Source organism: Stenotrophomonas sp. SAM-B (assembly GCF_013387485.1).
GTDB classification, from domain to species: domain Bacteria; phylum Pseudomonadota; class Gammaproteobacteria; order Xanthomonadales; family Xanthomonadaceae; genus Stenotrophomonas; species Stenotrophomonas maltophilia_AA.
In genome coordinates this window covers 20572-45955 of the sequence record NZ_JABBXB010000006.1, presented here as the reverse complement: position 1 = coordinate 45955, position 25384 = coordinate 20572, and the positions used below count along the sequence as shown (strand labels likewise).

The 25384-nt window shown below is 68.3% G+C and carries 23 protein-coding genes and 1 riboswitch; of the genes, 18 read left to right on the top strand and 5 right to left on the bottom strand.

What is annotated here, in order from left to right; translation table 11 throughout:
• Positions 1-39: 39 nt before the first annotated feature.
• Positions 40-2337 carry a 5-methyltetrahydropteroyltriglutamate--homocysteine S-methyltransferase gene (gene metE / locus HH110_RS13725; protein WP_176990183.1) on the bottom strand — a complete coding sequence of 766 codons (2298 nt, stop codon included), beginning with the start codon at positions 2335-2337 and terminating at the stop codon, positions 40-42.
• 213 nt (positions 2338-2550) lie between these two features.
• A riboswitch (cobalamin riboswitch) is annotated at positions 2551-2784 on the bottom strand.
• A 104-nt stretch (positions 2785-2888) separates the two neighbouring features.
• Between metE and HH110_RS13720 the strand changes: the two genes are divergently transcribed.
• The 12 genes from HH110_RS13720 to HH110_RS13665 all read left to right on the top strand — a co-directional run bounded on the left by HH110_RS13720 (position 2889) and on the right by HH110_RS13665 (position 14461).
• A complete protein-coding gene (locus tag HH110_RS13720; RefSeq protein ID WP_176990182.1) occupies positions 2889-3671 on the top strand; it encodes a hypothetical protein in 783 nt (260 codons plus the stop codon).
• A 70-nt stretch (positions 3672-3741) separates the two neighbouring features.
• Entirely contained in the window at positions 3742-4308 is a 567-nt protein-coding gene (locus tag HH110_RS13715) for a sigma-70 family RNA polymerase sigma factor (protein ID WP_241696580.1), read from the top strand.
• Positions 4305-5090: an anti-sigma factor gene (locus HH110_RS13710; RefSeq protein WP_176990181.1), complete on the top strand. Its 786-nt coding sequence runs from the start codon at positions 4305-4307 to the stop codon at positions 5088-5090. Before HH110_RS13715 ends, HH110_RS13710 begins: the two co-directional genes overlap by 4 nt.
• Positions 5091-5180: 90 nt before the next feature.
• Positions 5181-6140, top strand: coding sequence for an acyl-CoA desaturase (locus tag HH110_RS13705; protein ID WP_176990180.1), 960 nt, complete (start codon positions 5181-5183; stop codon positions 6138-6140).
• Between the two features lies 1 nt (position 6141).
• Complete coding sequence (locus tag HH110_RS13700; RefSeq protein WP_176990179.1) at positions 6142-7422, top strand: NAD(P)/FAD-dependent oxidoreductase; 1281 nt, start codon at positions 6142-6144, stop codon at positions 7420-7422.
• Positions 7419-8186, top strand: a complete 768-nt coding sequence (locus tag HH110_RS13695; protein WP_176990178.1) for a DUF1365 domain-containing protein — start codon at positions 7419-7421, stop codon at positions 8184-8186. The genes HH110_RS13700 and HH110_RS13695 overlap by 4 nt, the downstream gene beginning before the upstream one ends.
• Entirely contained in the window at positions 8183-9439 is a 1257-nt protein-coding gene (locus HH110_RS13690; protein WP_176990177.1) for a cyclopropane-fatty-acyl-phospholipid synthase family protein, read from the top strand. Before HH110_RS13695 ends, HH110_RS13690 begins: the two co-directional genes overlap by 4 nt.
• A gap of 1 nt (position 9440) precedes the next feature.
• The gene (locus tag HH110_RS13685; protein ID WP_176990176.1) at positions 9441-9998 is read left to right on the top strand and encodes a DUF2878 family protein; all 558 of its coding nucleotides are present in this window, start codon (positions 9441-9443) and stop codon (positions 9996-9998) included.
• On the top strand, positions 9995-10792 hold the full coding sequence (locus HH110_RS13680; protein WP_176990175.1) for a DUF1295 domain-containing protein: 798 nt from the start codon (positions 9995-9997) through the stop codon (positions 10790-10792). Before HH110_RS13685 ends, HH110_RS13680 begins: the two co-directional genes overlap by 4 nt.
• Complete coding sequence (locus HH110_RS13675; RefSeq protein WP_176990174.1) at positions 10789-11862, top strand: class I SAM-dependent methyltransferase; 1074 nt, start codon at positions 10789-10791, stop codon at positions 11860-11862. Before HH110_RS13680 ends, HH110_RS13675 begins: the two co-directional genes overlap by 4 nt.
• 28 nt (positions 11863-11890) lie before the next feature.
• Positions 11891-12427, top strand: a complete 537-nt coding sequence (locus tag HH110_RS13670) for a lipocalin family protein (protein WP_176990173.1) — start codon at positions 11891-11893, stop codon at positions 12425-12427.
• Between the two features lie 144 nt (positions 12428-12571).
• The gene (locus HH110_RS13665) at positions 12572-14461 is read left to right on the top strand and encodes a patatin-like phospholipase family protein (RefSeq protein ID WP_342589245.1); all 1890 of its coding nucleotides are present in this window, start codon (positions 12572-12574) and stop codon (positions 14459-14461) included.
• Between the two features lie 67 nt (positions 14462-14528).
• Here HH110_RS13665 and HH110_RS13660 read toward each other — a convergent pair whose 3' ends face one another.
• Complete coding sequence (locus HH110_RS13660) at positions 14529-15926, bottom strand: short-chain fatty acyl-CoA regulator family protein (RefSeq protein ID WP_176990172.1); 1398 nt, start codon at positions 15924-15926, stop codon at positions 14529-14531.
• Between the two features lie 84 nt (positions 15927-16010).
• On the opposite strand from HH110_RS13660, the gene HH110_RS13655 reads away from it, so the two are divergent.
• The 5 genes from HH110_RS13655 to mmsB are packed head-to-tail and all read left to right on the top strand — an operon-like array spanning position 16011 to position 21555.
• A complete protein-coding gene (locus HH110_RS13655; RefSeq protein WP_176990171.1) occupies positions 16011-17516 on the top strand; it encodes a CoA-acylating methylmalonate-semialdehyde dehydrogenase in 1506 nt (501 codons plus the stop codon).
• A gap of 19 nt (positions 17517-17535) precedes the next feature.
• Positions 17536-18702 (top strand): acyl-CoA dehydrogenase family protein, encoded by a 1167-nt coding sequence (locus tag HH110_RS13650; protein WP_176990170.1) that lies wholly within the window; start codon positions 17536-17538, stop codon positions 18700-18702.
• Entirely contained in the window at positions 18699-19496 is a 798-nt protein-coding gene (locus HH110_RS13645) for an enoyl-CoA hydratase (protein ID WP_176990169.1), read from the top strand. The genes HH110_RS13650 and HH110_RS13645 overlap by 4 nt, the downstream gene beginning before the upstream one ends.
• On the top strand, positions 19493-20668 hold the full coding sequence (locus HH110_RS13640) for a 3-hydroxyisobutyryl-CoA hydrolase (protein ID WP_176990168.1): 1176 nt from the start codon (positions 19493-19495) through the stop codon (positions 20666-20668). Before HH110_RS13645 ends, HH110_RS13640 begins: the two co-directional genes overlap by 4 nt.
• Positions 20665-21555, top strand: a complete 891-nt coding sequence (mmsB, locus tag HH110_RS13635) for a 3-hydroxyisobutyrate dehydrogenase (RefSeq protein WP_176990167.1) — start codon at positions 20665-20667, stop codon at positions 21553-21555. Before HH110_RS13640 ends, mmsB begins: the two co-directional genes overlap by 4 nt.
• A 23-nt stretch (positions 21556-21578) precedes the next feature.
• Here mmsB and HH110_RS13630 read toward each other — a convergent pair whose 3' ends face one another.
• The 3 genes from HH110_RS13630 to HH110_RS13620 form a co-directional block, all read right to left on the bottom strand.
• On the bottom strand, positions 21579-23354 hold the full coding sequence (locus tag HH110_RS13630; protein ID WP_176990166.1) for a peptidoglycan-binding protein: 1776 nt from the start codon (positions 23352-23354) through the stop codon (positions 21579-21581).
• A 71-nt stretch (positions 23355-23425) separates the two neighbouring features.
• Positions 23426-23863, bottom strand: coding sequence for a lysozyme inhibitor LprI family protein (locus HH110_RS13625; RefSeq protein ID WP_176990165.1), 438 nt, complete (start codon positions 23861-23863; stop codon positions 23426-23428).
• A gap of 133 nt (positions 23864-23996) precedes the next feature.
• Entirely contained in the window at positions 23997-24422 is a 426-nt protein-coding gene (locus HH110_RS13620; protein ID WP_019185509.1) for an organic hydroperoxide resistance protein, read from the bottom strand.
• 110 nt (positions 24423-24532) lie between these two features.
• Between HH110_RS13620 and HH110_RS13615 the strand changes: the two genes are divergently transcribed.
• Positions 24533-25369: an AraC family transcriptional regulator gene (locus HH110_RS13615; protein WP_176990164.1), complete on the top strand. Its 837-nt coding sequence runs from the start codon at positions 24533-24535 to the stop codon at positions 25367-25369.
• The last annotated feature ends 15 nt before the right edge of the window (positions 25370-25384 follow it).

Sequence of the window (25384 nt, the reverse complement as noted above, 5' to 3'; positions counted from 1 at the left end):
GCGGCGATGGGGTCCTTGGGGCAGTCTACAAAGGGCAGATCAGGCGGCGTCGGCGTCTGCGGTTTCCTCGCGCAGCTCGCGCGCAGCGGCCACCAGTGCTTCCAGCGCGGCACGGGTTTCCGGCCAGCCACGGGTCTTCAGCCCGCAATCCGGGTTGACCCAGATCTGCTCGGGACGCAGCACCTCGGCGGCCTTGCGCAGCAGTGCCAGCATCTCGGCCTTGTCCGGCACGCGCGGGGAGTGGATGTCGTACACGCCCGGGCCGATCTCGTTGGGGTACTGGAAGCGCACGAAGGCATCGAGCAGTTCCATGCGCGAGCGCGAGGTCTCGATCGAGATCACGTCCGCGTCCATCGCAGCCACCGAGTGGATGATGTCGTTGAACTCGGAATAGCACATGTGGGTGTGGATCTGGGTCGCATCGCGCACGCCGCTGGCACTGATCCGGAAGGCTTCGACCGCCCAGTCCAGGTAGTCGCGCCACTGCGCGCGGCGCAGCGGCAGCCCTTCGCGGATCGCCGGCTCGTCGATCTGGATCACGCCGATGCCGGCCGCTTCCAGATCGGTCACTTCATCGCGCAGCGCCAGCGCGATCTGACGGCAGGTGTCCGCGCGCGACTGGTCATCGCGCACGAACGACCACTGCAGCACCGTCACCGGGCCGGTCAGCATGCCCTTCATCGGCCGCTGGGTGAGCGACTGCGCGTACTGCGACCAGCGCACCGTCATCGGCTGCGGGCGGGTCACATCGCCGAAGATGACCGGCGGTTTCACGCAGCGCGAGCCGTAGCTCTGCACCCAGCCGTTCCTGGTGAAGGCGAAACCATCCAGCTGCTCGCCGAAGTACTCGACCATGTCGTTGCGCTCGAACTCGCCGTGCACCAGCACGTCCAGCCCGATCTGTTCCTGCACGCGCACGCAGTGCTCGGTCTGGGTCGCCAGGAAGGCATCGTAGTCGGCATCGGAGAGCTTGCCGGACTTGTTGCGGGCGCGCGCCTCACGCACCTCCAGCGTCTGCGGGAACGAACCGATCGTGGTGGTCGGGAAGCGCGGCAGCTTGAGTGCGGCGGCCTGGGCCAGGTGACGCTGCGGGTAGCGGCTGTGGCGCTGGGCATCGGCGGCGGTCAGCGAGGAAAGTCGCGCGGCGACGGCCGGGTTGTGCACGCGCGGCGAGCGGCGACGGGATTCGATGCACGCACGCGAGTGCGCCAACGGCGCCTCGGCGCGTGCCGGCGCATCGATCGCGTCGGCCAGCACGCGCAGCTCGCCGAGCTTCTGCCGGGAGAACGCCAGCCAGCTGCGCAGTTCGTCATCGAGCTTCTTTTCGTGGTCCAGATCGACCGGGCTGTGCAGCAGCGAACACGAGGGCGCCAGCCACAGCGCATCGCTGCCGACATGACCGTGCGCGTAGCGCGCCAGCACCAGCGCGTTGTCCAGGTGGGTGCGCCAGATGTTGCGGCCGTTGACCAGACCGGCCGACAGCACGCGACCGGCCGGCAGCGCCTTGATCACCGCATCCAGCTGTTCCGGCGCGCGGACCAGATCCACATGCAGGCCATCGACCGGCAGCGACGCGGCGAGATCGAGGTTGTCCTCCAGCGCACCAAAGTAGGTAGCGACCAGTACCTTCGGGCGGGCGGCCTGGGCCAGCACCGCATAGGCGTGCTCGAACGCGGCGTGCGTGGCCTCGTCCAGGTCCTGCACCAGCAGCGGCTCATCCAGCTGCACCCACGAAGCGCCGGCGGCCTTGAGCTCGCCCAGCAGCTGCACGTACACCGGCAGCAGCGCATCGAGCAGGTCCAGCGCGTTGCTGCCATCGGTGGTCTTGGACAGCCGCAGGAAGGTCACCGGCCCGATCAGCACCGGGCGGGTCTCGATCCCCAGCGCCTTGGCCTGGCGGTACTCGGCCAGCGGCTTGTCGCCGCGCACCGTGAAGGTCTGGCCGGCGTGCAGTTCGGGCACCAGGTAGTGGTAGTTGGTGTCGAACCACTTGGTCATTTCCAGCGCATGCAGGTCGATGCCATCGCGCTGCAGGCCCCGCGCCATCGCGAAGTAGCCGCTCAGCGGTTCGGCATCGGCGAGCGCGCGGTAGCGGGCCGGGATCGCATCGAACAGGAAGGCGGCATCGAGCACCTGGTCATACAGGCTGAAATCGTTGCTCGGCGGCACATCCACGCCGGCCTTGCGCTGCAGCTGCCAGTGGCGTTCACGCAGTTCGGCCGCGGTGTCCTGCAGCGACGCGGCGCTGCTCTCGCCGGACCAGAAGGCTTCGAGCGCGCGCTTGAGTTCGCGCTTGGCGCCGATGCGCGGAAAACCCAGGGTGGTAACAGTGGTCATTGGAACGTGTCCTCATTGCGTAGGGGCATTGAGGAACGAAGGAACCGCGCGCCGTCCGGGGCCTTGCAGCCCGTTCCGCCCCGCCAGCGACCTTCGCCCCCGCGGGCGAACCGGATGCCGTGAAGCGGACGCACGGGGGCAGCGCCATGCAGGCGGCATGGCGGCAGGCCCCGGCAACCTCCCCGCGGACGTTCCAGGTCGAATCGGAGGACGGTCGTGTCCTCCGGCCGGGGCCGGTATTCGGGCTGATGGACACGGGCGCGGACGCCCACCTAGTACCTGCCGCTTCCCAGGCGCGAAGGCCCAGTGCTGTTGGCAGGAGTCGTTTCCATTCACCGCTGCGGGGCAGCTCCGGAATGGGCGCACGAGGCGCCTTCACCGGATTCCCGTTTAAATCCATCCCTTCATCTGCATGAAGCGATGGATACCCTTGGCGAGCACAAGGTAGGCCGAAGGCGAGCGATGGTCAAGTCGTCTGCGCGATTGACCCCACTGCATCCAAACCGCAGCCAACTGCGTATCTCCCTGCAAGCCCGCCCGTTTGGACCCCCATGCGCCAGCCGATGCCCTGCCTGATCCTGCTGATGTCGGCCTTCGCCGTCCCCGTGAGCGCCGCCGACCAGACCGTGCAGCGCCAGGAAGGGCGCGCGTACGCCACTGCCGATGGGCGCCTGCTCTACCGCGAGACGCACTGGCTGCAGGGACCGCCAACGGCACAGTCGCGTCTGGTGCTGTACCGCTGCAGCGATGGCCGCCCGTTCGCGCGCAAATGGATGACGCCGCAGGGCAACCCGCAGACACCGGACTTCACGCTCGACGATGGCCGCGATGGGTATCAGGAAGGGGTGCGTGGTACCTCCGATGCGCGCCAGGTATCGGTCCGCGCCAGCGCCCAGGCGCCCACCTTCAGCCGGGCGATCGCGATCCCCTCGGGCGCGGTGGTCGACGCCGGCTTCGATGCCGCGGTGCGCCGTCATTGGGCTGCGCTGCAGGCCGGACAGAGCGTGGCGTTCCAGTTCCTCCTGCCCAGTCGCCAGCGCCTGGTGCCGCTGAAGCTGCAGCGTACCGGCGCGGTCACCTGGCAGGGCCAGCCGGCCGAGCAGCTGCAGATGAAGCTCGATGCCTGGTTCGGCTTCGCCGTGCCCGCGGTGACCTTGATCTATGCCACCGCGGACCAGCGCCTGCTGCAGTTCACCGGCACCGGCAACGTCCGCGATGACAAGGGCAGGTACCCGGAGGTGCGGGTCGAGTTTCCCGCCGCCCCCGTTGCGACGCCCGCCGCCGAGCTCACCGCTGCCCGCACGCAGCCGCTGGTGAAGACATGCGGTGCCTGAGCGCCCCCTTGCAGACAGCGCCGGGAGCAAGGAGGATGCCGATACGCCCGTTATCGACATTGAGCCTGCAATGCCCGAGCTGGACGCCGCCGCCGCCGCATCACACCGCCTGGACGAGTTGCTCGTCCGGGTCGCCGGAGGCGATCGCCAGGCGTTCGAATCGGTCTATCAGCTTGCCTCCGGCCGCCTGTTCGCGATCTGCCTGCAGGTGCTGCGCGACCGCGGCGATGCCGAAGAAGTGCTGCAGGAGGTCTTCACCACGGTCTGGCACAAGGCGGCACAGTTCGACCGTGCCAAGGCCGCGGCCATGACCTGGCTGTCGATGATGGCCCGCAACCGCTCGATCGACCGCCTGCGCGCCGCGCCGCCGCGCGCGCTGGATGATCTGTCGGTGGCCGAGGAACTGCCCGATTTCGCGCCGCAGCCGGCCCAGGTGGCCGAACAGGCATCCGATCACGAGCGCCTGCAGGACTGCCTGGACACGCTGGAGCCGCGCCGCCGCTCGCTGATCCGGCTGGCCTTCCTCGATGGCGCCAGCTATGAGGAACTGGCGCGCCGCATCGGCTCGCCGCTGGGCTCGGTGAAGAGCTGGATCCGCCGGGGCCTGGGCCAACTGCGGGTGTGCCTGGAACGATGAACATCCGCGACCTCCACGATCTGCATGACGACGGCGAACCGCCGAGCGCCGACATCCTCGCCGGCGAGTACGTGCTGGGGGTGCTCGACGCTGCCCGGCGCGCCGAGGTTGAACGCCGCATCGCCAGCGATCCCGGTTTCGGCCGGCTGGTGACGCAGTGGGAAAACCGCCTCGCGCCGATGCTGGAGTCGCTCGGCACCGAAGCCGTGCCCGCGCACCTGTGGCCGCGCATCCGGACCTCGCTGGGCTGGCCTTCCGCAGCCACGGCCTCGCCGCGGCTGTGGCAGCGCACCGGGTTCTGGCAGGGCATGACCGCGCTGGCCGCCGCATTGGCGCTGGTGGCGGTGTTCAGCCGCCGCGATCTGGAGCCTGCCGCTCCGGTGTCCACCCCGGTGGCGGTCACACCAAGCACCCCGACGGCCCCGGCCGAACCGGAGCAGGCGACCAAGCCGGTCACCCCGCTGCTGCACGACGATGGCACGCCGGGATGGCTGGCCTCGGTCGACAAGACCCAGGGCAAGGTGCTGATGGTGCCCGTCCCGGCACCGGCAGACGCGGCCGGTCGCGCGCCGGAGCTGTGGCTGATCCCGGCCGGTGGCGCCCCGCGTTCGCTGGGCCTGGTCTCGATCAACCGTGCCCACACCGTGGCCGTGCCCGACACCCTGCGTGATGCACTTGTGAACGGGTCGGTGCTGGCGATCACGCTGGAGCCCTCCACCGGCGCGCCGCAGGGCATTCCGACCGGCCCGATCATCGCCAAGGGCGACATCGCGAACCTGTAACCGCATGGGTCCGGACTATTTTTCCGGATCCGTGCATCCAAACAGCGCCCGCTCCCGTATCTCCTGATAACGCCTCAGGAGAAGCGAGTCATGTCGGTCAGCCCCACCCCCGACGCAGGACGCACCGCACAGCGACGCCGCTGGGCAACGCTGCTGCGCTGGTTCGACACCAGCACCGATGCGGCGGCCGCGACCGGCCAGCCACAGCGCGTGGACTGGGTGCGGGCGATCCCGTTCGCCGCGATGCACCTGGCCTGCCTGGCGGTGATCTGGGTGGGTGTCTCCTGGGTGGCGGTCGGCGTGGCAGTCGCGCTGTACGCGGTGCGCATGTTTGCGATCACCGCCTTCTACCACCGCTACTTCTCCCACCGCACGTTCCAGACGTCGCGCGCCGTGCAGTTCATCTTCGCGCTGATCGGTGCCTCCAGCGTGCAGCGCGGCCCGTTGTGGTGGGCCGCGCATCACCGCAACCATCATCGCCATACCGACACGGCGGCCGATCCGCATTCGCCCTCGGTGCATGGCTTCTGGTGGAGCCACATGGGCTGGTTCCTCACGGTCGAGGGCTTCCGTACCGACTGGTCGCGCATCCCCGACCTGGCCAAGTACCCGGAACTACGCTGGCTGGACCGCTTCGACACGCTGGTGCCGATCGCATTGGCCGCCGCGCTGTTCGGCCTGGGTGCCCTGCTGGAGCGCATCGCGCCGTCGTGGGGCACCACCGGCGGGCAGATGCTGGTGTGGGGCTTCTTCATCTCCACCGTCGTGCTGTTCCATGCCACGGTCACGATCAATTCGCTGGCGCACCGCTTCGGCCGCCAGCGTTTCAACACCGGCGATGACAGCCGCAACAACTTGTGGCTCGCCCTGCTGACGTTTGGCGAAGGCTGGCACAACAACCATCACTTCTTCCCGGGGACCGCGCGCCAGGGCTTCTACTGGTGGGAAGTGGATGTCACCTGGTATGGCCTGCGGGCGATGGCCGCGCTGGGACTGGTGCATGACCTCAAACCCGTGCCGGCCTGGGTGCTGGCCAAGGCGGAGCACTGACATGCGTATCGCCGTGATCGGATCGGGCATCGCCGGCCTCGCCAGTGCGTGGTGGTTGAGCCAGCGGCACGAAGTGACGCTGTTCGAGGCCAATGACTACCTCGGTGGCCATACCCACACGCATGAGGTGGAGATCGACGGCCGCACGCAGGCGGTGGATACCGGCTTCATCGTGTTCAACCCCGCGCACTATCCGTTGCTGACCGGCCTGTTCGAGGAACTGGGCGTGGCCTCGCAGCCGACCACGATGAGCTTCTCGGTGCATAGCGAACGCAGCGGGCTGGAGTACAACGCCACCTCGCTGGACACGCTGTTCTGCCAGCGCCGCAACCTGGTGTCGCCGCGGTTCTGGGGCATGCTGCGCGACCTGCGCCGTTTCTACCGCGAGGCGCCGGCGCTGCTCGAGCGCGACGATGAAGGCCCCTCGCTGGGCGAGTTCCTGGACAAGGGCCGTTACGGCCGCACCTTCATCGACGAACACCTGCTGCCGATGGCCTCGGCGCTGTGGTCGTCGCCGACGGCCAGCCTGGCCGCCTTCCCGGCGCGCTACCTCGTGCAGTTCATGGCCAATCACCAGATGCTGCAGATGACCGGGCGCGCGCCGTGGCGCGTGGTGCAGGGTGGCTCGGCGCGGTATGTCGACGCGCTGCGCCGCCGCTGGCAGGTGCGTGAGCGCCTGGAGTGCCCGGTATTCGGCGTGGAGCGCCACGAGCATGGCGTGCGCGTGCACAGCGCTGCCGGCCTGGAAGGCTTCGACCAGCTGGTGCTGGCCTGCCACAGCGACCAGGCACTGGCCCTGCTGTCCGATGCCGATCTCACCGAACGCGCGGTGCTGGGCGCGATCCGCTACCAGCCCAACGAGGTCGTGCTGCACACCGATGCCAGCCTGTTGCCGCGCGACCGCAAGGCGTGGGCCGCATGGAACGCGCACGTACCGCGCGATCCGCTGGCGCCGTGCACGGTCAGCTACTGCATGAACCTGCTGCAGGGCATCGACACACCGACGCCGTTGGTGGTCACCCTCAACCGCAGCGCTGCGATCGATCCGTCCACCGTGCTGCGTCGCCTGCAGTACGCCCATCCGGTGCACGACCACGCGATGGTGCGGGCGCAGCAGCGCTGGACGGAGATCCAGGGCCACCGCCGGACCTGGTTCGCCGGTGCGTACTGGGGCTGGGGCTTCCACGAGGATGGCATCCGCAGTGCGCGGCGCGTGGTCGATGCGTTGCAGGCGCTGGATGCCGAGTCGTACTGGCCGCTGGCCGAGGCGCTGCCGGCATGAGCGCCAGTGCGATCTACCGTGGCTGGATGCGCCATCGGCGGCACGCGCCGCGCGCGCATGCATTCCGCTACCCGATCGCGCAGCTGCTGCTGGATCTGGACGAACTGCCGCGCCTGTTCGAGCGGCGCTGGCTGTGGTCGGTCGGCCGCCGCAACGTGGTCGAGTTCCGCCGCAGCGATTATCTCGGCGCGCCCGATCAGCCGCTGGCCGATGCCGTCCGCGCACGCATCACCGAGGCCTTGGGCCGCGCGCCCGCCGGGCCGCTCCGGCTGCTGACGCATCCGCGTTATGCCGGCCATGTCTTCAACCCGGTGAGCTTCTACTACTGCTATGCCGCCGATGGCAGCACGCTGGACAGCATCGTCGCGGAGATCACCAACACGCCGTGGAAGGAGCGCCACGCATACGTGCTGCCGGTGGCGCAGGCCGATGCCCAGGGCCGCGCGCTGTGCTGGTCCTTCGACAAGCAGTTCCACGTGTCGCCCTTCATGCAGATGGACTGCGAGTACCGCTGGCGCTTCACCGCGCCGGGCGATGACCTGCACGTGCACATGCAGGTGTGGCGCGAGGGCGTGTGCCAGTTCGATGCCGATCTGGTGATGCAGCGGCACCCACTCACCGGGCGTGGCCTGGCCGGCGTGCTGCTGCGCTACCCGCTGATGACGCTCAAGGTGGTGGCTGCCATCCACTGGCAGGCGCTGCGGCTGTGGCTCAAGCGCAACCCGGTTCACGACCATCCTTCTCTTGCTGGAAAATCCCCATGAACGACATGACCCGTGCGGTGGCCGTGCCGCAACCGTCCACCCTTGAAGGGTTCCTGCGCGCACGCCTGTTGGCGCAGCTGGCGCCGCTGCGCGGCGGGCATCTGCGGCTGCGCGACGCCGTGGGTGATGTGGTGATCGGCGATCCGGACGCCACGCCCCAGGTGACGGTCTGGGTGGACGACCCCGGTTTCTACCGCGCGGTCGCGGCGCAGGGCAGTGTCGGTGCGGGCGAGGCTTACATCCGCGGTGACTGGCGCTGCGATGACCTGGTCGCGCTGGTACAGCTGCTGGTACGCAACCGCGATCTGCTCGATGGCATGGAGCGCGGCCCGGCCCGCATCGGCGGCTGGCTGCTGAAAGGCTGGAACCGGCTGCGCCGCAATACGCGCGAAGGCAGCCGCCGCAACATCGCCGCGCACTACGACCTGGGCAATCCGTTCTTCTCGCTGTTCCTGTCGCCGGACCTGATGTACTCCTCGGCGCTGTATGCCCGCCCGGACGACACGCTGGAGGCGGCGTCCGAGCGCAAGCTGGCGCGCATCTGCGAGCAGCTGCAGCTCACCGCGGCCGATCGCGTGGTCGAGATCGGCACCGGCTGGGGGGGCTTCGCGCTGTACGCGGCGCGCCACATCGGCTGCCACGTCACCACCACCACCATCTCGGTCGAGCAGTACACGCTGGCAAAGCAGCGGGTCGAGGCGGCCGGCCTGCAGGACAAGGTGACCCTGCTGCTCAAGGACTACCGCGATCTGGACGGTCAGTACGACAAACTGGTTTCCATCGAGATGATCGAGGCGATCGGCGCGCAGTACCTGGACACCTACTTCGCCACGCTTGCACGACTGCTCAAGGACGATGGCCTCGCGCTGCTGCAGGCCATCACCATCGAAGACCAGCGTTACGAGCAGGCCCGGCGCAGCGTGGACTACATCAAGCGCTTCGTGTTTCCCGGCAGCTTCATCCCCTCGATCAACGCGATCGTCGCCGCCAAGACCCGCAGCAGCGACCTGCAGCTTATCGGCCAGCATGATTTCGGCCCGTCTTACGCACTCACCCTCCGCGCGTGGCGCCAGCGTTTCCTGGCCCAGCTGCCCGCAGTGCGCGCGCAGGGCTTCGATGCACGCTTCATCCGCTTGTGGGAGTTCTATCTGGCGTACTGCGAAGGTGGCTTCCTGGAGCGCTCCATCGGCGTTTCGCACCTGCTGATGGCGCGTCCGGGCTACCGGCCCGCGCTGATCGCCGGGGAGGGCTGAGGTGCCCCGTTTCTGGGCCAACGTGATCGGCAACCAGCTGGTCTGGCTGTGCGCCGTGATCGGCGCCGGCCACGGGCTGCGCTGGCCCGCACTGGTGGCGGCGGCGGCCTACGTGGGCAGCCAGCTCGCGCTGTCCGCGCAGCCCTCGGTGGAACTCAGGCTCATGCTGGTGGCGATCGGCTGCGGCGTGGTCGTTGACGGGTTGGCCGGCGCTTCCGGGTGGGTGCTTTACGCGGCCGGCAATGAACCCGCGTGGGTCGCCCCGGTCTGGATCCTCGCACTGTGGGCCGCGTTCGCGATGACGCTCACGGTGTCGTTCGCGGTGCTGCAGCGTCATCTGGTGATTGCCACGCTGGTCGGCCTGCTGCTGGCGCCGCTGGCGTATCTGTCCGCCGCGCGCGGCTGGTCGTCGGTGGTGTTCGCTACACCGCAGTGGCACGGCGTGCTGCTGCTTGGCATCGGCTGGGCGATCGCGCTGCCGGTACTTGCGGCGTGCGCCCGTCATTGGCAGCGCCACGCCGCATCGATGCGCCCACTCGTTCCGGGAGAGACACGATGAAAATGCTGTGGTGGGTGTGGCTGTACGCCGCCGTGATCATGACCTGGGGCTGGTGGTGGCAGCGCCGGCACCAGAACATCGGTGTGGTGGATGTGCTCTGGGCCAAGGGCGTCGGCGCCTCTGCCCTGCTGCTGGCACTGTTGGGGAATGGGGCAGCGATGCCGCGGATCGCGCTGGCGGTGCTGGGCGGCCTGTGGGGCTCGCGCCTGGCGCTGCACCTGTGGCACCGCGTGCGCAGCGAGCCCGAGGATGGCCGCTACCAGCATCTGCGCAGGCACTGGAACGGCCACCAGGGAAAGATCTTCGGCTTCTTCCAGTTCCAGGCGCTGCTGATCGTGCTGTTCGCGCTGCCGTTCGTGGCGGTGTCGGTGAATCCGGCACCAGCGGGTTGGGGCTGGCTGATCGCGGCCATCGCGATGTGGCTGCTGAGCGTGGGCGGCGAATCGCTGGCGGACCGTCAGCTGGCGCGCTTCCGTGCCGATCCGGCCAACAAGGGCAAGACCTGCCGTGAGGGGCTGTGGCGCCACTCGCGGCACCCCAACTATTTCTTCGAGTGGCTGCACTGGTTCACCTATGTGCTGCTCGCCGTGCACTCGCCGCTGTGGTGGCTGGCCTGGTCCGGGCCACTGGTGATGTACGTGTTCCTGCGCTGGGTCAGTGGGATTCCCTTCACCGAGGCGCAGGCGCTGCGTTCGCGTGGCGAGGATTACCGCGAGTACCAGCGCACCACGCCGATGCTGTTTCCGTGGTTCCCCTCCCGTTCGTCGTCTGCCCGCAAGGAATCTTCCCCATGAATGTCGCCAGTGACCGTCTTCCGCTGCCGGACTACGCACCGGGCCTGACCGGCCTGGCCGAACGCGGGCTGCTGCCCGATGCCCTGCTGCGGCTGGGCATCCGCCGCCAGTGCGAGCAGCGCCTGCGCGAAGAGCTCGCCGGCGGCCAGCAGGTGCAGTCGCAGCGCTTTGCCGCGCGCATCGCCGGGCTGGCCAGCAGCGCCGTGGCGCTGCACGTGGATGCCGCCAACCGCCAGCACTACGAGGTGCCGGCCGAGTTCTTCCACCGTTGCCTGGGCAAGCGCCTGAAGTACAGCAGCTGCTACTACGCCACCGGCAGGGAAACGCTGGACGAGGCTGAAGAGGCGATGCTGGCGCTGTACGGCGAGCGCGCACAGCTGGCCGATGGGCAGCACATCCTGGAGCTGGGCTGCGGCTGGGGGTCGCTGACACTGTGGATGGCCGAGCGCTACCCGAACGCGCAGATCACCGCGGTATCCAATTCCAACAGCCAGCGCGAGTATATCCAGGGCCAGTGCCGCGCGCGTGGCCTGATCAACGTCACGGTGCTGACCCGTGACGTGAACCATCTGATGCTGGATGCGGAAACCTTCGATCGCTGCGTGTCGATCGAGATGTTCGAGCACATGCGCAATTACCCGCAGCTGCTGCAGCGCATCCACCGCTGGCTGCGCCCGGAGGGCAAGCTGTTCGTGCACATCTTCGTGCACCGCACGCTGATGTACCCGTTCGAGACCGAGGGCGATGACAACTGGATGGGTCGCCACTTCTTCACCGGTGGCCTGATGCCGGCCGCCGATACCCTGCTGTTCTTCCAGCAGCACCTGCAGCTGCAGCAGCGCTGGCTGCTCGATGGCACCCACTACGAGCGCACCGCCAACCATTGGCTGGCCAACCAGGACCGCGAGAAAGAGGCGGTGATGACTGTGCTGCGCCAGACCTACGGCGATGCCTCGGCCGCGCTGTGGCACCAGCGCTGGCGGATGTTCTGGATGGCCTGCGCGGAGCTGTTCGGCTATCAGCAGAGCCAGCAGTGGCAGGTGGCCCATTACCTGTTCAACCGTCCGTGATCACCCCACGTTCCTGGAGGAAGCCGTCATGTCGATCCGCGCTCTCATCCCCTTGCTGGCCGTCGGCATGATGCTCGGCGGCTGCAGTGGCAACACCCGTCCGATCCCGCCCGTGGCCCACGTGGACGTGCCGCGCTTCATGGGCGACTGGTACGTGATCGCCCATATCCCCAGCCGCCCCGAGCGTGAAGCGTTCGATGCGGTGGAGTCCTATGCGTTGCGTCCGGACGGTCGCATCCAGACCACCTTCCGCTACCGCAAGGGCAGCTTCCAGGCGCCGATCAAGACCATGCACCCGATCGGGACGGTCAAGGAGGGCACCGGCGGCGCCATCTGGGGCATGCAGTTCATCTGGCCGATCCAGGCCGAGTACGTGATCGTGGATCTCGACCCCGACTACAGGCAGACCATCGTCGGGCGCAGTAAACGCGATTACATGTGGCTGATGGCGCGCACGCCGACCATCTCCGATGCGGACTACCAGGCGGCGATGACCCGCGTGGCCGCGCTCGGCTACGACCTGTCCCAGGTGCGGCGCGTGCCGCAGTCCGGCAAGGCCGAATAAGCCGTTCCGTGCGGCGCTTCTCAGGCCCTGAGAAGCGCGCGGGCGATACTGTCGCCATCGAGCTCCCCGGTCCCTGCATCGTTGCGGGAACAGGCGGGGAGGGTGCGCGGATCGGCCGCGCACCGGCGGACAGAGGACGGCAACGTGGCGGACAAGTACTGCGATCTGGTCATGAAGGGCGGCATCACCAGCGGCATCGTGTATCCCAATGCGGTGCTGTCGCTGGCCCGCGAGTACCGTTTCAAGAGCATCGGCGGCACCTCGGCCGGGGCCATTGCCGCCGCCGTTGCGGCGGCCGCCGCACTGGGCGATCGGCGTCGCCAGGCCGATGAGCCGGTCGCGTCGACGGTAGGCTTTCCCGGGCTGGCCGAGGTCTCGGCGCAGCTGTCGCGACAGGGTTTCATCCACAGCCTGTTCCAGCCGGCGTACGGCGCGCGTACCGCGTATCGCCTGCTGGTGATGCTGACCGGCAAGGCCGGCCTGCTGCGCAAGGTCGCCTGCCTGCTCGCGGCAGTGTTCGCGATCGCACCCGTGGAGCTGCTGGTGGCGCTGGCCGGGCTGCTCGGGATCGGCTACCTGGCCGGTGGCATCGACGGTATCTGGGCGACGCTGCTGCCCTCGCTGCTGTGCGCGTATGGTGCCGGCGTGCTGGCCTCGGCGCTACGCGTCGCGCGGGTGGCACGGCGCAACCTGCTCGGCCTGTGCAATGGCAGTACCCAGCCCGATGCGTCCGCACCGGCCCTGACCGATTGGCTGCACGCACGGCTGCAGGCACTGGCCGGCAAGCCGGACGGCCAGCCATTGACCTTCGGCGATCTGCACGCGGCGCCGCGCTATCCCGGTGAGCCGGGCGGCGCGCACGCGATCACCCTGCAGATGATCACCACCTGCATCTCGCACAGCGAGCCGCGCACGCTGCCGTTCAATGCCGCGCATTTCTGGTTCCTGCGCGAGGAGTTCGCGCAGTTGTTCCCGGCGAGCGTGGTCGACTGGCTGGTGGCGCGTGCAGGCACGCCGGAGCACGTCGATGGGCGCGACTACTACCGCCTGGTCGATGGCGAGGAACTGCCGGTGCTGGTCGCCACGCGCATGAGCCTGAGCTTCCCGCTGCTGATCAGCGCGGTGCCGCTGCACGAGCCGGCGCGCCGCGAGCGTCGCTGCGAGCCGGTCGCGGACGCCGAGCCACGTCGCGACAACACCAATGTCGCCGACAGCATGGAAGGGCTCACCAGTGGCGGTCAGAGCTGTGGCCCGGTGATCGCGGCCTTCCGCGTCTGCTGGTTCTCCGATGGTGGGATCAGCAGCAATTTCCCGATCCACCTGTTCGACGCAGCGCTGCCGCGCTGGCCGACGTTCGGCATCAATCTGGTGTATCCGCGCCACGCCGAGGCGGTCAGCGTGCTGGCTCATGGCGACCCGCATGCGCGTGCGGAGCAGGCGGTGTTCCTGCCGACCGAGAACCGCCATGGCTGGCAACGCACCTACCATTCCATCGCGCAGCCGCTGGCGGCGGCGGAGATGTCCGGCTTCCTGTTCTCGATCGTGTCGACCATGCAGAACTGGCGCGATGTGCTGCAGGCTCGCGCGCCGGGCTACCGCGACCGCATCGTGCATGTCGCGCTGGAGGGCGACGAGGGCGGCATGAACCTGGACATGCCGCAGGCCGTGCTCAGCCGCATCGCCGACAAGGGCAGCATCGCCGGCGAACGCTTCTGCGATTTCTCTTTTGCCAACCACTACTGGATCCGCTGGCGCAATCTGGCCTCGGCCTACCAGCGCTACACGCTGGATGTGGCGCGCACCGATGATCCGGCGCAGCGCGTGGCGGCGTACGAGGCGGCCTATCAGAGCGTGGCCACCGGCACGCCGGTGCCGCCGTCCTATCGCCTGAGCTCGGAAGACAAACGCCGCGAGTCGCAGCAGCTGTGGCGGCACATGGTCGAGCAGGGCCAGACCTGGGAAGACCTCGGGCCGGACCTCACGGATGGCGCACCGCGACCACTGCCGCAGATGAAGGTGACGCCGATCTACTAGACCGGTGTCCTCCAAACCGGTCGGTGCCGGCCGTTGGCCGGCACGATCCAACCGCCACCGGGCCGTATCAGCCTCGTCCCGGCAGCTGCGGGAATGCGCGCTGCATGCAGTCCTCGCGCGGGCACACCCGGCAGCCCGGGCCGATCGACACCGAGTTGCCCGGGCTCTGGATGTCCAGCCCGCGCGTGTAGATCAGCCGCTCGGCATGCTGCAGATCACAGCCCAGTGCCACCGCGAAGGTCTTGCGTGGCTGGCCATGCCCGATCGGGCCGCTGCTCACCTGCCGCGCCAACCAGAAATGGCGGCGCCCGTCGGGCATGCGTGCGGTCTGGGTCAGCACCCGCCCTGGCTGGTTGAAGGCCTCGTACACGATCCACAGCGGGCAGGAGCCGCCCACCTGGGAGAAGTGGAAGTCGGTCGCCGAATGCCGCTTGGAGACATTGCCGGCGCGGTCCACGCGGATGAAGAAGAACGGCAGCCCCGGCGCGCTGCGTCGCGCCAGTGTGCTCAAGCGATGGCAGACCGCCTCGAAGCCCACGCCGAAACGATGGGCCAGCGCATCGATGTCGTACGCGCTGTGCTCGGCGGCGCGCAGGAACTGTGCATACGGCATCACCAGCGCACCGGCGAAATAGTTGGACATGCCGATCCGCGCCTGCGCGATCTGCTCGGCTTCGCCGAACCCCGCGCGGGCGATCACCGCATCGATCTGCGCCGCATACCCGAGCAGGGCCAGCTCGGCCGCCATCTGGAACGCCTGCTGGCCCGGCTCCAGGTAGTCGGGCAGCCACAAGGTGCGGCTGCCGCCGTCGTAGACGCGCTTCTCGCGTCCGGCCTGCAGCGGTCCGACCTCCACCAGCACGCCGTGGCGGTCGGCCAGCAGCTGGCGCAGGCGCGGCGCGACATGCCCGGCCACCAGCCCCCATTCGCCAAACAACTGCTCGGCCAGGTCATCCAGCTCGGGGATGTGGTTGTGCATGCGGTTGAAGAAGTCACGCACCTGGTCGCCGGCGGGCAGCGCCTGCCCGGCATGCACGTCGCCCAGCTGGAACTCCAGCGCGGCGGCATGCTCGCGCAGCATCAGGTGGCGGCGGTGCAGGTCGAGCAGGGCGCGGCTGATCTGCGGCAGGTTGCCGGCCATGGCACGTAGCTCGGTGCTGCTGACATCGGCCAGGCCCAGATCGCGCAGGGTCTCGCCCAGCGATTCCTGCAGCGCACCGGGGTCATCGACCTCGAACAGGTCGCTGACATCACCCAGCACCTCGCGCAGCTTGCCCTGTACCGCCGGGGTCAGTGGCCGCTTGTTGCGCTCGATCTGGTTCAGGTAGCTCGCCGACAGCCCCAGAGCCTTGGCCAGCGCGAGCTGGCTGTAGCCCCGCTGCTCGCGCAGCTTGAGCAGGCGCAGGCCTATCTGACGTTGGACGGGCTGGCTATTCACAGAATTCACAAGAATCGTAGCGGGCATTGGCCAGATTAAGCGCATACAGCCCGGAAATCGAGGATGGCACTGTGAATAATGCCAACAACTTTCGACCCGTCGGGATTGTCCATGACTGTTGCAGCGCCCCGTATCCGCATGTTGATCGATGGCCAGTTCATCGAATCGGCCAGCTCGCATTGGCAGAACGTGGTCAATCCGGCCACCCAGGACGTACTGGCCCAGGTCCCGTTCGCCACCCCCAGCGAGGTCGACGCCGCCGTCGCCTCGGCCAAGGAAGCGTTCAAGACCTGGCGCAAGACCCCGATCGGCACCCGTGCGCGCATCTTCCTGAAGTACCAGCAGCTGATCCGCGAGAACATGAGCGAGCTGGCCCACATCCTCAGCGCCGAGCAGGGCAAGACCGTGCCGGATGCCGAAGGCGATGTGTTCCGTGGCCTGGAAGTGGTCGAGCACGCCGCTGCGATCGGCAACCTGCAGCTCGGTGAGCTGGCCAACAACGTGGCCAACGGCGTGGACACCTACACCCTGCTGCAGCCGCTGGGCGTGTGCGCGGGCATCACCCCGTTCAACTTCCCGGCGATGATTCCGCTGTGGATGTTCCCGATGGCCATCGCCACCGGCAACACCTTCATCCTGAAGCCGTCCGAGCAGGACCCGATGGTCACCATGCGCCTGGTCGAACTGGCGCTGGAAGCCGGCATCCCCAAGGGCGTGTTGAACGTCGTCCACGGTGGCGAAGACGTGGTCAACGCGATCTGCGATCACCCGGATATCAAGGCGGTGTCCTTCGTGGGATCCACCCGCGTCGGCACGCATGTGTACAACCGCGCCTCGCTGGCCGGCAAGCGCGTGCAGTGCATGATGGGCGCCAAGAACCACGCCGTGGTGCTGCCGGACGCGAACAAGGAACAGAGCCTCAACGCGATGGTCGGTGCTGCCTTCGGTGCGGCCGGCCAGCGCTGCATGGCCGCCTCCACCCTGGTGCTGGTCGGCGAAGCGCGCGCATGGGTGCCGGACCTGGTGGCCAAGGCCAAGACGCTGAAGGTCAGCGGTGGCAGCGTCGCCGGGACCGATGTCGGCCCGGTGATCTCCTGCGCCGCGCGCGAGCGTGTCGAAGGCCTGATCGCCTCGGGCGTGGAGCAGGGCGCCAAGCTGGTGCTCGATGGCCGCAACCCGCAGGTGGATGGGTTCGAGAAGGGCAACTTCGTCGGTCCGACCATCTTCGCCGGCGTGACGCCGGGCATGCGCGTGTACGACGAGGAAATCTTCGGGCCGGTGCTGGTGATCCTGGAAGCGGAGACGCTGGAAGACGCCATCGAACTGATCAACGCCAACCCGAACGGCAATGGCACCGCGCTGTTCACCCAGTCCGGTGCGGCCGCCCGCAAGTTCCAGGAAGACATCGACGTCGGCCAGGTCGGCATCAACGTGCCGATCCCGGTGCCGGTGCCGCTGTTCTCGTTCACCGGCTCGCGCGCCTCCAAGCTCGGCGACCTGGGCCCGTACGGCAAGCAGGTGGTGATGTTCTACACCCAGACCAAGACGATCACCTCGCGCTGGTTCGATGACGAGACGCTGGGTCATGGCGTCAACACCACCATCAGCCTGAAGTAAGCAACAACGGAGTTCGACCATGAGCCACTCGATGACGACGGAACTCGACGAAGCGCAGCAGGCCTATAGAGAGGCCGCGCGCGACTTCGCCCAGGCCGAACTGGCGCCGCACGCCGCGCGATGGGATGCGGAGGGCATCTTTCCGCGCGAGGCGATCGCCAAGGCAGGGGAACTCGGGTTCTGTGGTTTGTACATGGACCCCGAGGTCGGTGGCAGCGGCTTGAGCCGTCTGGACGCCGCCGTCGTCATCGAGGAGCTCGCCAATGTGGATCCGTCCACGGCGGCCTATGTCAGCATCCACAACATGGCGTCGTGGATGGTGGCCAAGTGGGGCCAGGAGAGCCTGCGTGCGGAGTGGGGTGCAGACCTCTCGTCCGGCACCAAGCTGGCCTCGTACTGCCTGACCGAGCCGGGTGCCGGCTCGGATGCGGCCTCGCTGAAGACCAGCGCGGTACGCGACGGCGACCATTACGTGCTCAACGGCTCCAAGGCCTTCATCTCCGGCGCCGGTGCCACCGAGCTGCTGGTGGTGATGGCCCGTACCGGTGGCGCCGGGGCCGGTGGCATCAGTGCGATCGCGGTGCCGGCCGATCTGCCGGGCATCAGCTACGGCCGCAAGGAAGAGAAGATGGGCTGGAACAGCCAGCCGACCCGCGGCATCACGTTCGAGAACGTGCGCGTGCCGGTCAGCCATCTGCTCGGCGAGGAAGGCAGCGGTTTCAAGCTGGCCATGAAGGGCCTGGACGGCGGCCGCATCAACATCGCCGCCTGCTCGTTGGGCGCTGCCCAGGGCGCACTGGATGCCGCCCGCCGCTACATGGGCGAGCGCCGCCAGTTCGGCAAGGCGCTGTCGGAGTTCCAGGCGCTGCAGTTCAAGCTGGCCGACATGGTCACCCAGCTGGTCGCCGCCCGGCAGATGGTGCATACCGCTGCGCGCAAGCTCGATGCCGGTGCCAGCGATGCCAATGTGTGGTGCGCGATGGCCAAGCGTTTCGCCACCGATGCCGGCTTCAACATCTGCAACGACGCACTGCAGATCCACGGCGGCTACGGCTACATCCGCGAATACCCGATTGAACGGCTGCTGCGCGATTCGCGCGTGCACCAGATCCTGGAGGGCACCAACGAGATCATGCGTGTGATCGTGGCCCGCCACCTGCTCAACACCGAAGAGGAACTGCGATGATGGATTGGCGCGAGCATGATCATGTCGGCCTGAAGGTCGAGGCCGATGGCCACGTCGCGGTCATCACCCTCGACAACCCGCCGGCACATACCTGGACCGTGCACAGCCTGTCCGCGCTGCGTGACCTGGTGGGCGCGCTCAACGCAGACCGCGATGTCTACGCGCTGGTGATCACCGGCGACGGCGAAAAGTTCTTCTCGGCCGGCGCCGATCTCAAGCAGTTCGCTTCCGGCGACAAGGCCGCCGCACGCGAAGCTGCACGTCGCTTCGGCGAAGCCTTCGAGGCACTGTCTGGTTTCCGCGGTGTCTCCATCGCGGCGATCAATGGCTACGCGATGGGCGGTGGCCTGGAATGCGCGCTGGCCTGCGACCTGCGCATCATCGAAGAACACGCCCAGGTGGCATTGCCGGAGGCCACCGTCGGCCTGCTGCCGTGCGCCGGTGGCACCCAGAACCTGCCGCGCCTGGTCGGTGAAGGCTGGGCCAAGCGCATGATCCTGCTCGGCGAACGCATCGATGCGGACACCGCGCTGCGTATCGGCCTGGTGGAAGAGAAGGTTGCAAAGGGCGAGGCCAAGGCCCTGGCCCTGGCGTGGGCGCACAAGGCCGGCAAGCAGAGCCCGACCAGCATCGCCGCCTGCAAGACCCTGGTGCAGGCCACCCGCACCGGCACCCACGCCTCGGCACTGGTGGCCGAGCGCGAAGCCTTCGTCGATCTGTTCGACAGCGCCGACCAGGCCGAGGGCGTGAACGCCTTCCTGGAAAAGCGCGCCGCGCAGTGGAAGAACGCGTGAGTACCGTCGTCGCCAACGACGCGGCGCCGGTGCTGTTCGAAGAGCGCCAGGCCGGCAACGGCACTCGCATCGGTATCGCCACGCTCAACGCAGCGCGCACCCTCAACGGCTTCTCGCTGCCGATGGCGCACCTGCTGCGCGAGCGGCTGGATGCCTGGGCCAGCGATGACGGCATCGCGCTGGTGGTGCTGCAGGGCGCGGGCGAGAAGGCGTTCTGCGCCGGCGGCGATCTGCACAGCCTGTACCGCAGCATGGTCGAGTACCGCGACAGCGGGAAGACCGATATCCGCGACAACGCCTACGCGGCCGAATTCTTCGACGTCGAATACCGCGTCGACTACGCGATCCACACCTATCCCAAGCCGATCCTGTGCTGGGGCCATGGCATCGTCATGGGCGGTGGCATCGGCCTGATGTCCGGCGCCAGCCACCGCGTGGTCAGTGAGCGCTCCAAGTTGGCGTTCCCGGAAATCACCGTCGGCCTGTTCCCGGATGTCGGTGGCAGCTGGCTGCTGCCGCGCGTGCCCGGCCATTGCGGCCTGTTCCTGGCGTTGACCGGCGCGCCGCTCAACGCGGGCGATGCGATCTATGCCGGCCTGGCGGATATCCACATCGCCGAGGCGCAGCGCGAGACCGTGTTCAACGCGCTGGCGGACGTGCACTGGAGCACCGAGGCCAAGCGCAATCACGAACAGCTGACCGCGCTGCTGCAGCAGCATGCCAGCGATGCGGCCACCGGCCCGCTGCTGCGCAACGCCGCGACGGTCGATGCGCTGTGCGCGGGCGACGACGTCGGCGCGATCGTCGATGCGATCCTTGCGCTGGAGACGGACGATGCCTGGCTGAGCACCGCCAAAGCGACGCTCGCCGCCGGAGCGCCGGGCTCGGCGCGGCTCGCGTTCGAGCTGCAGCACCTGGCCGAGGGCGCCCCGCTGGCCGAGGTTTACCGTATCGAATACATCGCAGCCCTGCACGCGGCGGCCCATGGCGATTTCGCCGAAGGCATCCGTGCGCTGCTGATCGACAAGGACCGCAACCCGCAGTGGCAGCCGCGCACGCTGGCTGACGCGACGGCCGAGTGGGCCCGCACCTTCTTCGTTTCGCCGTGGTCCGATGCCGCGCATCCGCTGGCCGACCTCGGTGCCACCGTCCCTGAAAGGAGCCACGCATGAGCCGTATTGCATTCATCGGGTTGGGCAACATGGGTGGCCCGATGGCCGCCAACCTGGCCAAGGCCGGTCACGCCGTGCGCGTGTTCGACCTTGTGCCTGCCGCCGTACAGGCCGCCGTCGATGCCGGCGCCACTGCCGCCACCTCGGCCCTGGATACGCTGACCGACGCCGAGATCGTCATCTCGATGCTGCCGGCCAGCCGCCATGTCGAAGGCGTCTACCTCGGCGATGACGGCCTGCTCGCGGATATCCCCGCCGGCGCGCTGGTCATCGACTGCAGCACGATCGCCCCGGCCACCGCCCGCAAGGTCGCCGAAGCGGCCGCCGCACGTGGCCTGCAGATGCTGGATGCCCCGGTCTCCGGCGGTACCGCCGGTGCCCAGGCCGGCACCCTGACCTTCATCGTCGGTGGTGAAGCCGAGGCGCTGGAACGCGCCCGCCCGCTGCTGCAGGCGATGGGCAAGAACATCTTCCATGTCGGCGCCAGCGGTGCCGGCCAGGTCGCCAAGCTGTGCAACAACATGGCGCTGGGCGTGATCATGGCGGTGACCGGTGAGTCGATCGCGCTGGGCGTCGCCCACGGGCTGGACCCGAAGGTGCTTTCGCAGATGATGGCGGTCAGCACCGGCCGCAGCTGGGCCACCGAAGTGTGCAACCCGTGGCCTGGCGTGCTGGAAAACGCCCCGGCGTCGCGCGGCTACAGCGGCGGTTTCGGCAGCGACCTGATGCTCAAGGACATGGGCCTGGCGGTGGAAGCGGCAATGAGTGTCGGCGCCTCGATCCCGCTGGGCGAGCTGGCCCGCAACCTGTACTCGATGAATCACCAGGCCGGCCGCGGCAAACTGGATTTCTCCAGCGTGGTGCAGTTGGTCACCAGCGACCGGTAAAGCCCGGTCGCTGGCGGCCGGGTTCAGGCCGACATTGCGCGCGCGCCATGCTGCTGGGTCTGCTGATCCATCAGCCGCTGCTCCCGCTGCTGGTCGCCGGCCTGCTGCGCGCGCGCACTGCTTTCTTCCAGCGACTGGCCCATCGCGTCGGCGGTCTGCACCGGCGCACTGGTGCGGTTCAACGCGGCCTCGTCGCGCAGCGCATTGGCCTGCACGGCACGGGCCATCGAACCGTCCTGGTTGAGCTCGACGCGGTCGATGGTGTGCAGGCCGGCGCGTGCGGCTTCCACCGTCAGCGCGCCGGCCAGTCGCTCGCTGTGCGGGCCGTGGCCGATGCCGCGTGCCTCCTCGGCTTCATGCACGCGCATCAGGGTTTCCATATACAGGACGTGCTGGGCGTTGCCCGGATCGGTCAGCGGCCGCAGCGCGGCGCCATCGCGCTGCGCCGGTTCCGGCGCAGGCGCGATGTCGGCCGGTGCCTGGGTGCGCGCCGGTGCGGCCATCGCTTCACGGGTCTGCGCGTCCAGTATGCCGCTGGGGTCCAGACCGTGCGCCTGCTGGTAAGCACCCAGCGCGGCACGGGTACCGGCGCCCAGGTGCCCGTCCACGCTCAGCGCGCGGCCGTTGGCATCCGTATGTCCCTGCGCGGCCAGTGCGGTCTGCAGCTGGCGTGCTTCACGGTCGATCGCGCCCAGCGTGGCCGGGCCTGCCTTGCCGTCCACCGGCTCCAGCCCGTGCGCGCGCTGGAAGGCTTCCACCGCCGCGCGGGTGTCGCCGTCGAAGCGCTTGTCGGCGTTCAGGGCCTGGCCGTTGGCGGCGGTGTAGCCAAGCACCGCCAGATTGGACTCCAGCTTGCCGACCTCCTTGCCGCTGGCGCCTTCCTTCAGCACGCTCGAGGCGGCACTCTGCTGGCGCGGCGGATGGATCTGGTCGAGCGCGACGCGGATGTCCGCATCATTGCGCTCACCGGCCGGCGCGTAGTCACGGCTGCTGACCTTGGCGTGGGCACGGTCCATCGCGTCCTTGTTGTTCGCGTAGGCGTCTTCGTAGCGCGCGGCGATGTCGGCGGCCTTGGGGCCATCGTAGTAGGTGTGCGTGGCACGGATCTCGCCGGCCTTGGTGCGCAGGGCGTCGTAGTCGCCACCGTTTTCCAGCACCTTCTCCAGCTTGGACAACTGGCCGGGCATCTGGTTGGCGGTCTTGGCCAGCAGGCTGATCGCCTCGAAACGGCGCTCATCGGGAATATGGCTGCCGTGCGCGTCCAGGATCGACATCGCGGTCTGGGTGGCGTTGCGCACCTGCGGGTAATCGATGTTGGCGTGGATCCACTGCTTGCCTTCGTCCGAACCGGCCCAGGCGTTGATGCTGTCGCGGGTCTGTTCGTCCATGAAGCGGATCGAAGAACGGCCGCTGAGCCCATTGCCGTGGCTGAGCAGGTCGCCACGCAGGTCGGCGCGGTCGTTGGTGAACGGCAGATTGTGCGTCTTCGCGTAGGCCTGGGCCTGGTCGATCACCGCATCCACATAGGTTTTTTCGCCCGCCGCCAGCGGACGATCGCCGATCGCGCCGACCGGCCAGGTACCGCGCTGGCCGAAATCGACCTGGATCGCGCCCAGGCTGTAGCCGCTGTTCTGCGCGACGCTGCTGACCTCGCCCCAATCCGGCTCGCGGGTACCGCGGGTGATGCCGGCGATGGACAGATGGTACGACGCCGGGCCGCCTTCGGTGCCACGGCCTACCGCGAAGTAGACCGCGCCGGAGGTGGCATCCAGGTTACGGGTATCGATATTGTCGGGCATGGCTTACTTCCTTGTTTCTGTGCAATCGGGGGGCGGCCAGGGGCCGGGTCAGCATTCCAGCGTGGCGCGGCTCAGTCGAGCAGGTCGATGTAGCCCTGCAACTGGTCCGCACGTGCGCCGAGGCGGCGCATCTCGATCTCGCTTCCCTGCAGGTTGCCGGGCTGGGTGCTGTCGAAGATCACGGTCTCCAGCTCGCCGTCGCGCTTGCGCGACTCCAGCCAGGCACGCTGCGCCCCGACCAGCTTGGCCTTGCCGGCGGCGTCGAGCTTGCCCTGAAGTTCCTTGTAGACCCGGTTCAGGCGCTGATCCTGCAGCTTGGTTTCCTGCGAGATGCACGCTGCCTGTGCGATCGCGCCCTGGGCGCGCTGCTGGCAGGTGGTGAAGGAGGCACTGATGCCCTTGCCGGGCTGCGCCGTGGAGACCGGCGAGCGCGCCATCGCCGCACCGCTGGCGATCAGCGCGGTCAGCGTGATGCCGACCAGAAGGGACTGTTTGAACTTCGCCTGCATGCCTGATTCCTTCATTCCATTGTCCGGCGGGCAGTATACGAAGCAATCCTGACTCACGGCATCACGGCGCGCACACACGCGTACGGCCGGGACAAGGCCCGGCCGTACGTGGATTGCAGGCGCCTCGGGTGGATCAGACCACGGTCAGCGTCACATCGATGTTGCCGCGGGTCGCGTTCGAGTACGGGCACACGATGTGGGCCTTCTGCACCAGTTCTTCGACCTGCTCGCGCGGGAGGCCCGGGACCGAGATCTCCAGCGCCACTTCGATCCCGAAGCCGGTCGGGATCTGGCCGATGCCGACCTTGCCGGTGATCTGCGTTTCGGCCGGCAGGGCGACCTTGGCCTGGCCGGCCACGTATTTCAGCGCGCCCAGGAAGCAGGCCGAGTAGCCGGCCGCGAACAGCTGCTCCGGGTTGGTGCCCGGGCCGCCGGCGCCGCCCAGCTCGCGCGGGGTGGAGAGCTGGATGTCCAGCACGTTGTCGGACGAGACGGCGCGGCCGTCGCGGCCGCCGTTGGCAGTGGCCTGGGCGGTATACAGAACGTTGGCAATGGACATGGGACTCTCCTGCGGAGTGAAAGGGGTGGGCCAGATGGCAGGTGTACTTTGCGCGCCCACCTCGTACGTGTGGCAACATTTCGTCCAGAAAATTTGATCTGGAGTCCGCCATGGTCGATCGACTGCAATCCCTGCTGGACCGTTTCGCAGTCTCGGCGGAGGTCTTCCACGCCGGCGCGCTATGCGGCATCAACGATCTGCCGGCCGACGGCGAGCGCGGCCAGCTGCATCTGATCCGCGACGGCGATGTGCGTGTCGAGCACCCGGACGGCAGCACGCTGCAGATCACCACGCCCAGCGTCCTGCTGTACCCGCGCCCGCTCGCGCACCGCTTCGTCACCGATCCAACGCGGGGGGCGGATTTCGCCTGCGCCCACCTGCAGTTCGAAGGGGGCGCCAACAACCCGGTCGCCGCGGCACTGCCGCCGATCGTGTGCCTGCCGCTGGAGGGCTTGTATGGCGGCCAGCCGGTGCTGTCGCTGCTGTTCGAAGAAGCCTTCGCGCAGCGCTGCGGCCGCCAGGCCCTGCTGGATCGTCTGTTCGAGGTGGTGCTGATCCAGATCCTGCGCGCGCTGATGGAGAGTGGCCAGATCCGCGTCGGCCTGCTCGCCGGCATGGCCCATCCGCGGCTGCGCCACGCGCTGGTCGCCATGCACGAAGCGCCGGCCGACGAGTGGACGCTGGAGTCGCTCGCGCAGCGCGCCGGCATGTCACGCAGCGCCTTCGCCGACACTTTCCGCCACACCATCGGCAGCACGCCCGGCCACTACCTGCAGGGCTGGCGTACCCGCCTGGTGCAGCAGGCGCTGCGCCGCGGCCATCCGCTCAAGCGCATCGCCATCGAGGTGGGTTACGGCAGTGAAGCGGCATTGTCGCGCGCGTTCAAGGCGCAGACCGGGCAGTCGCCGCGGCAGTGGAAGCAGGGCAGTATGGCGCCCGGGCGATAGTGCGACGCACGTCGG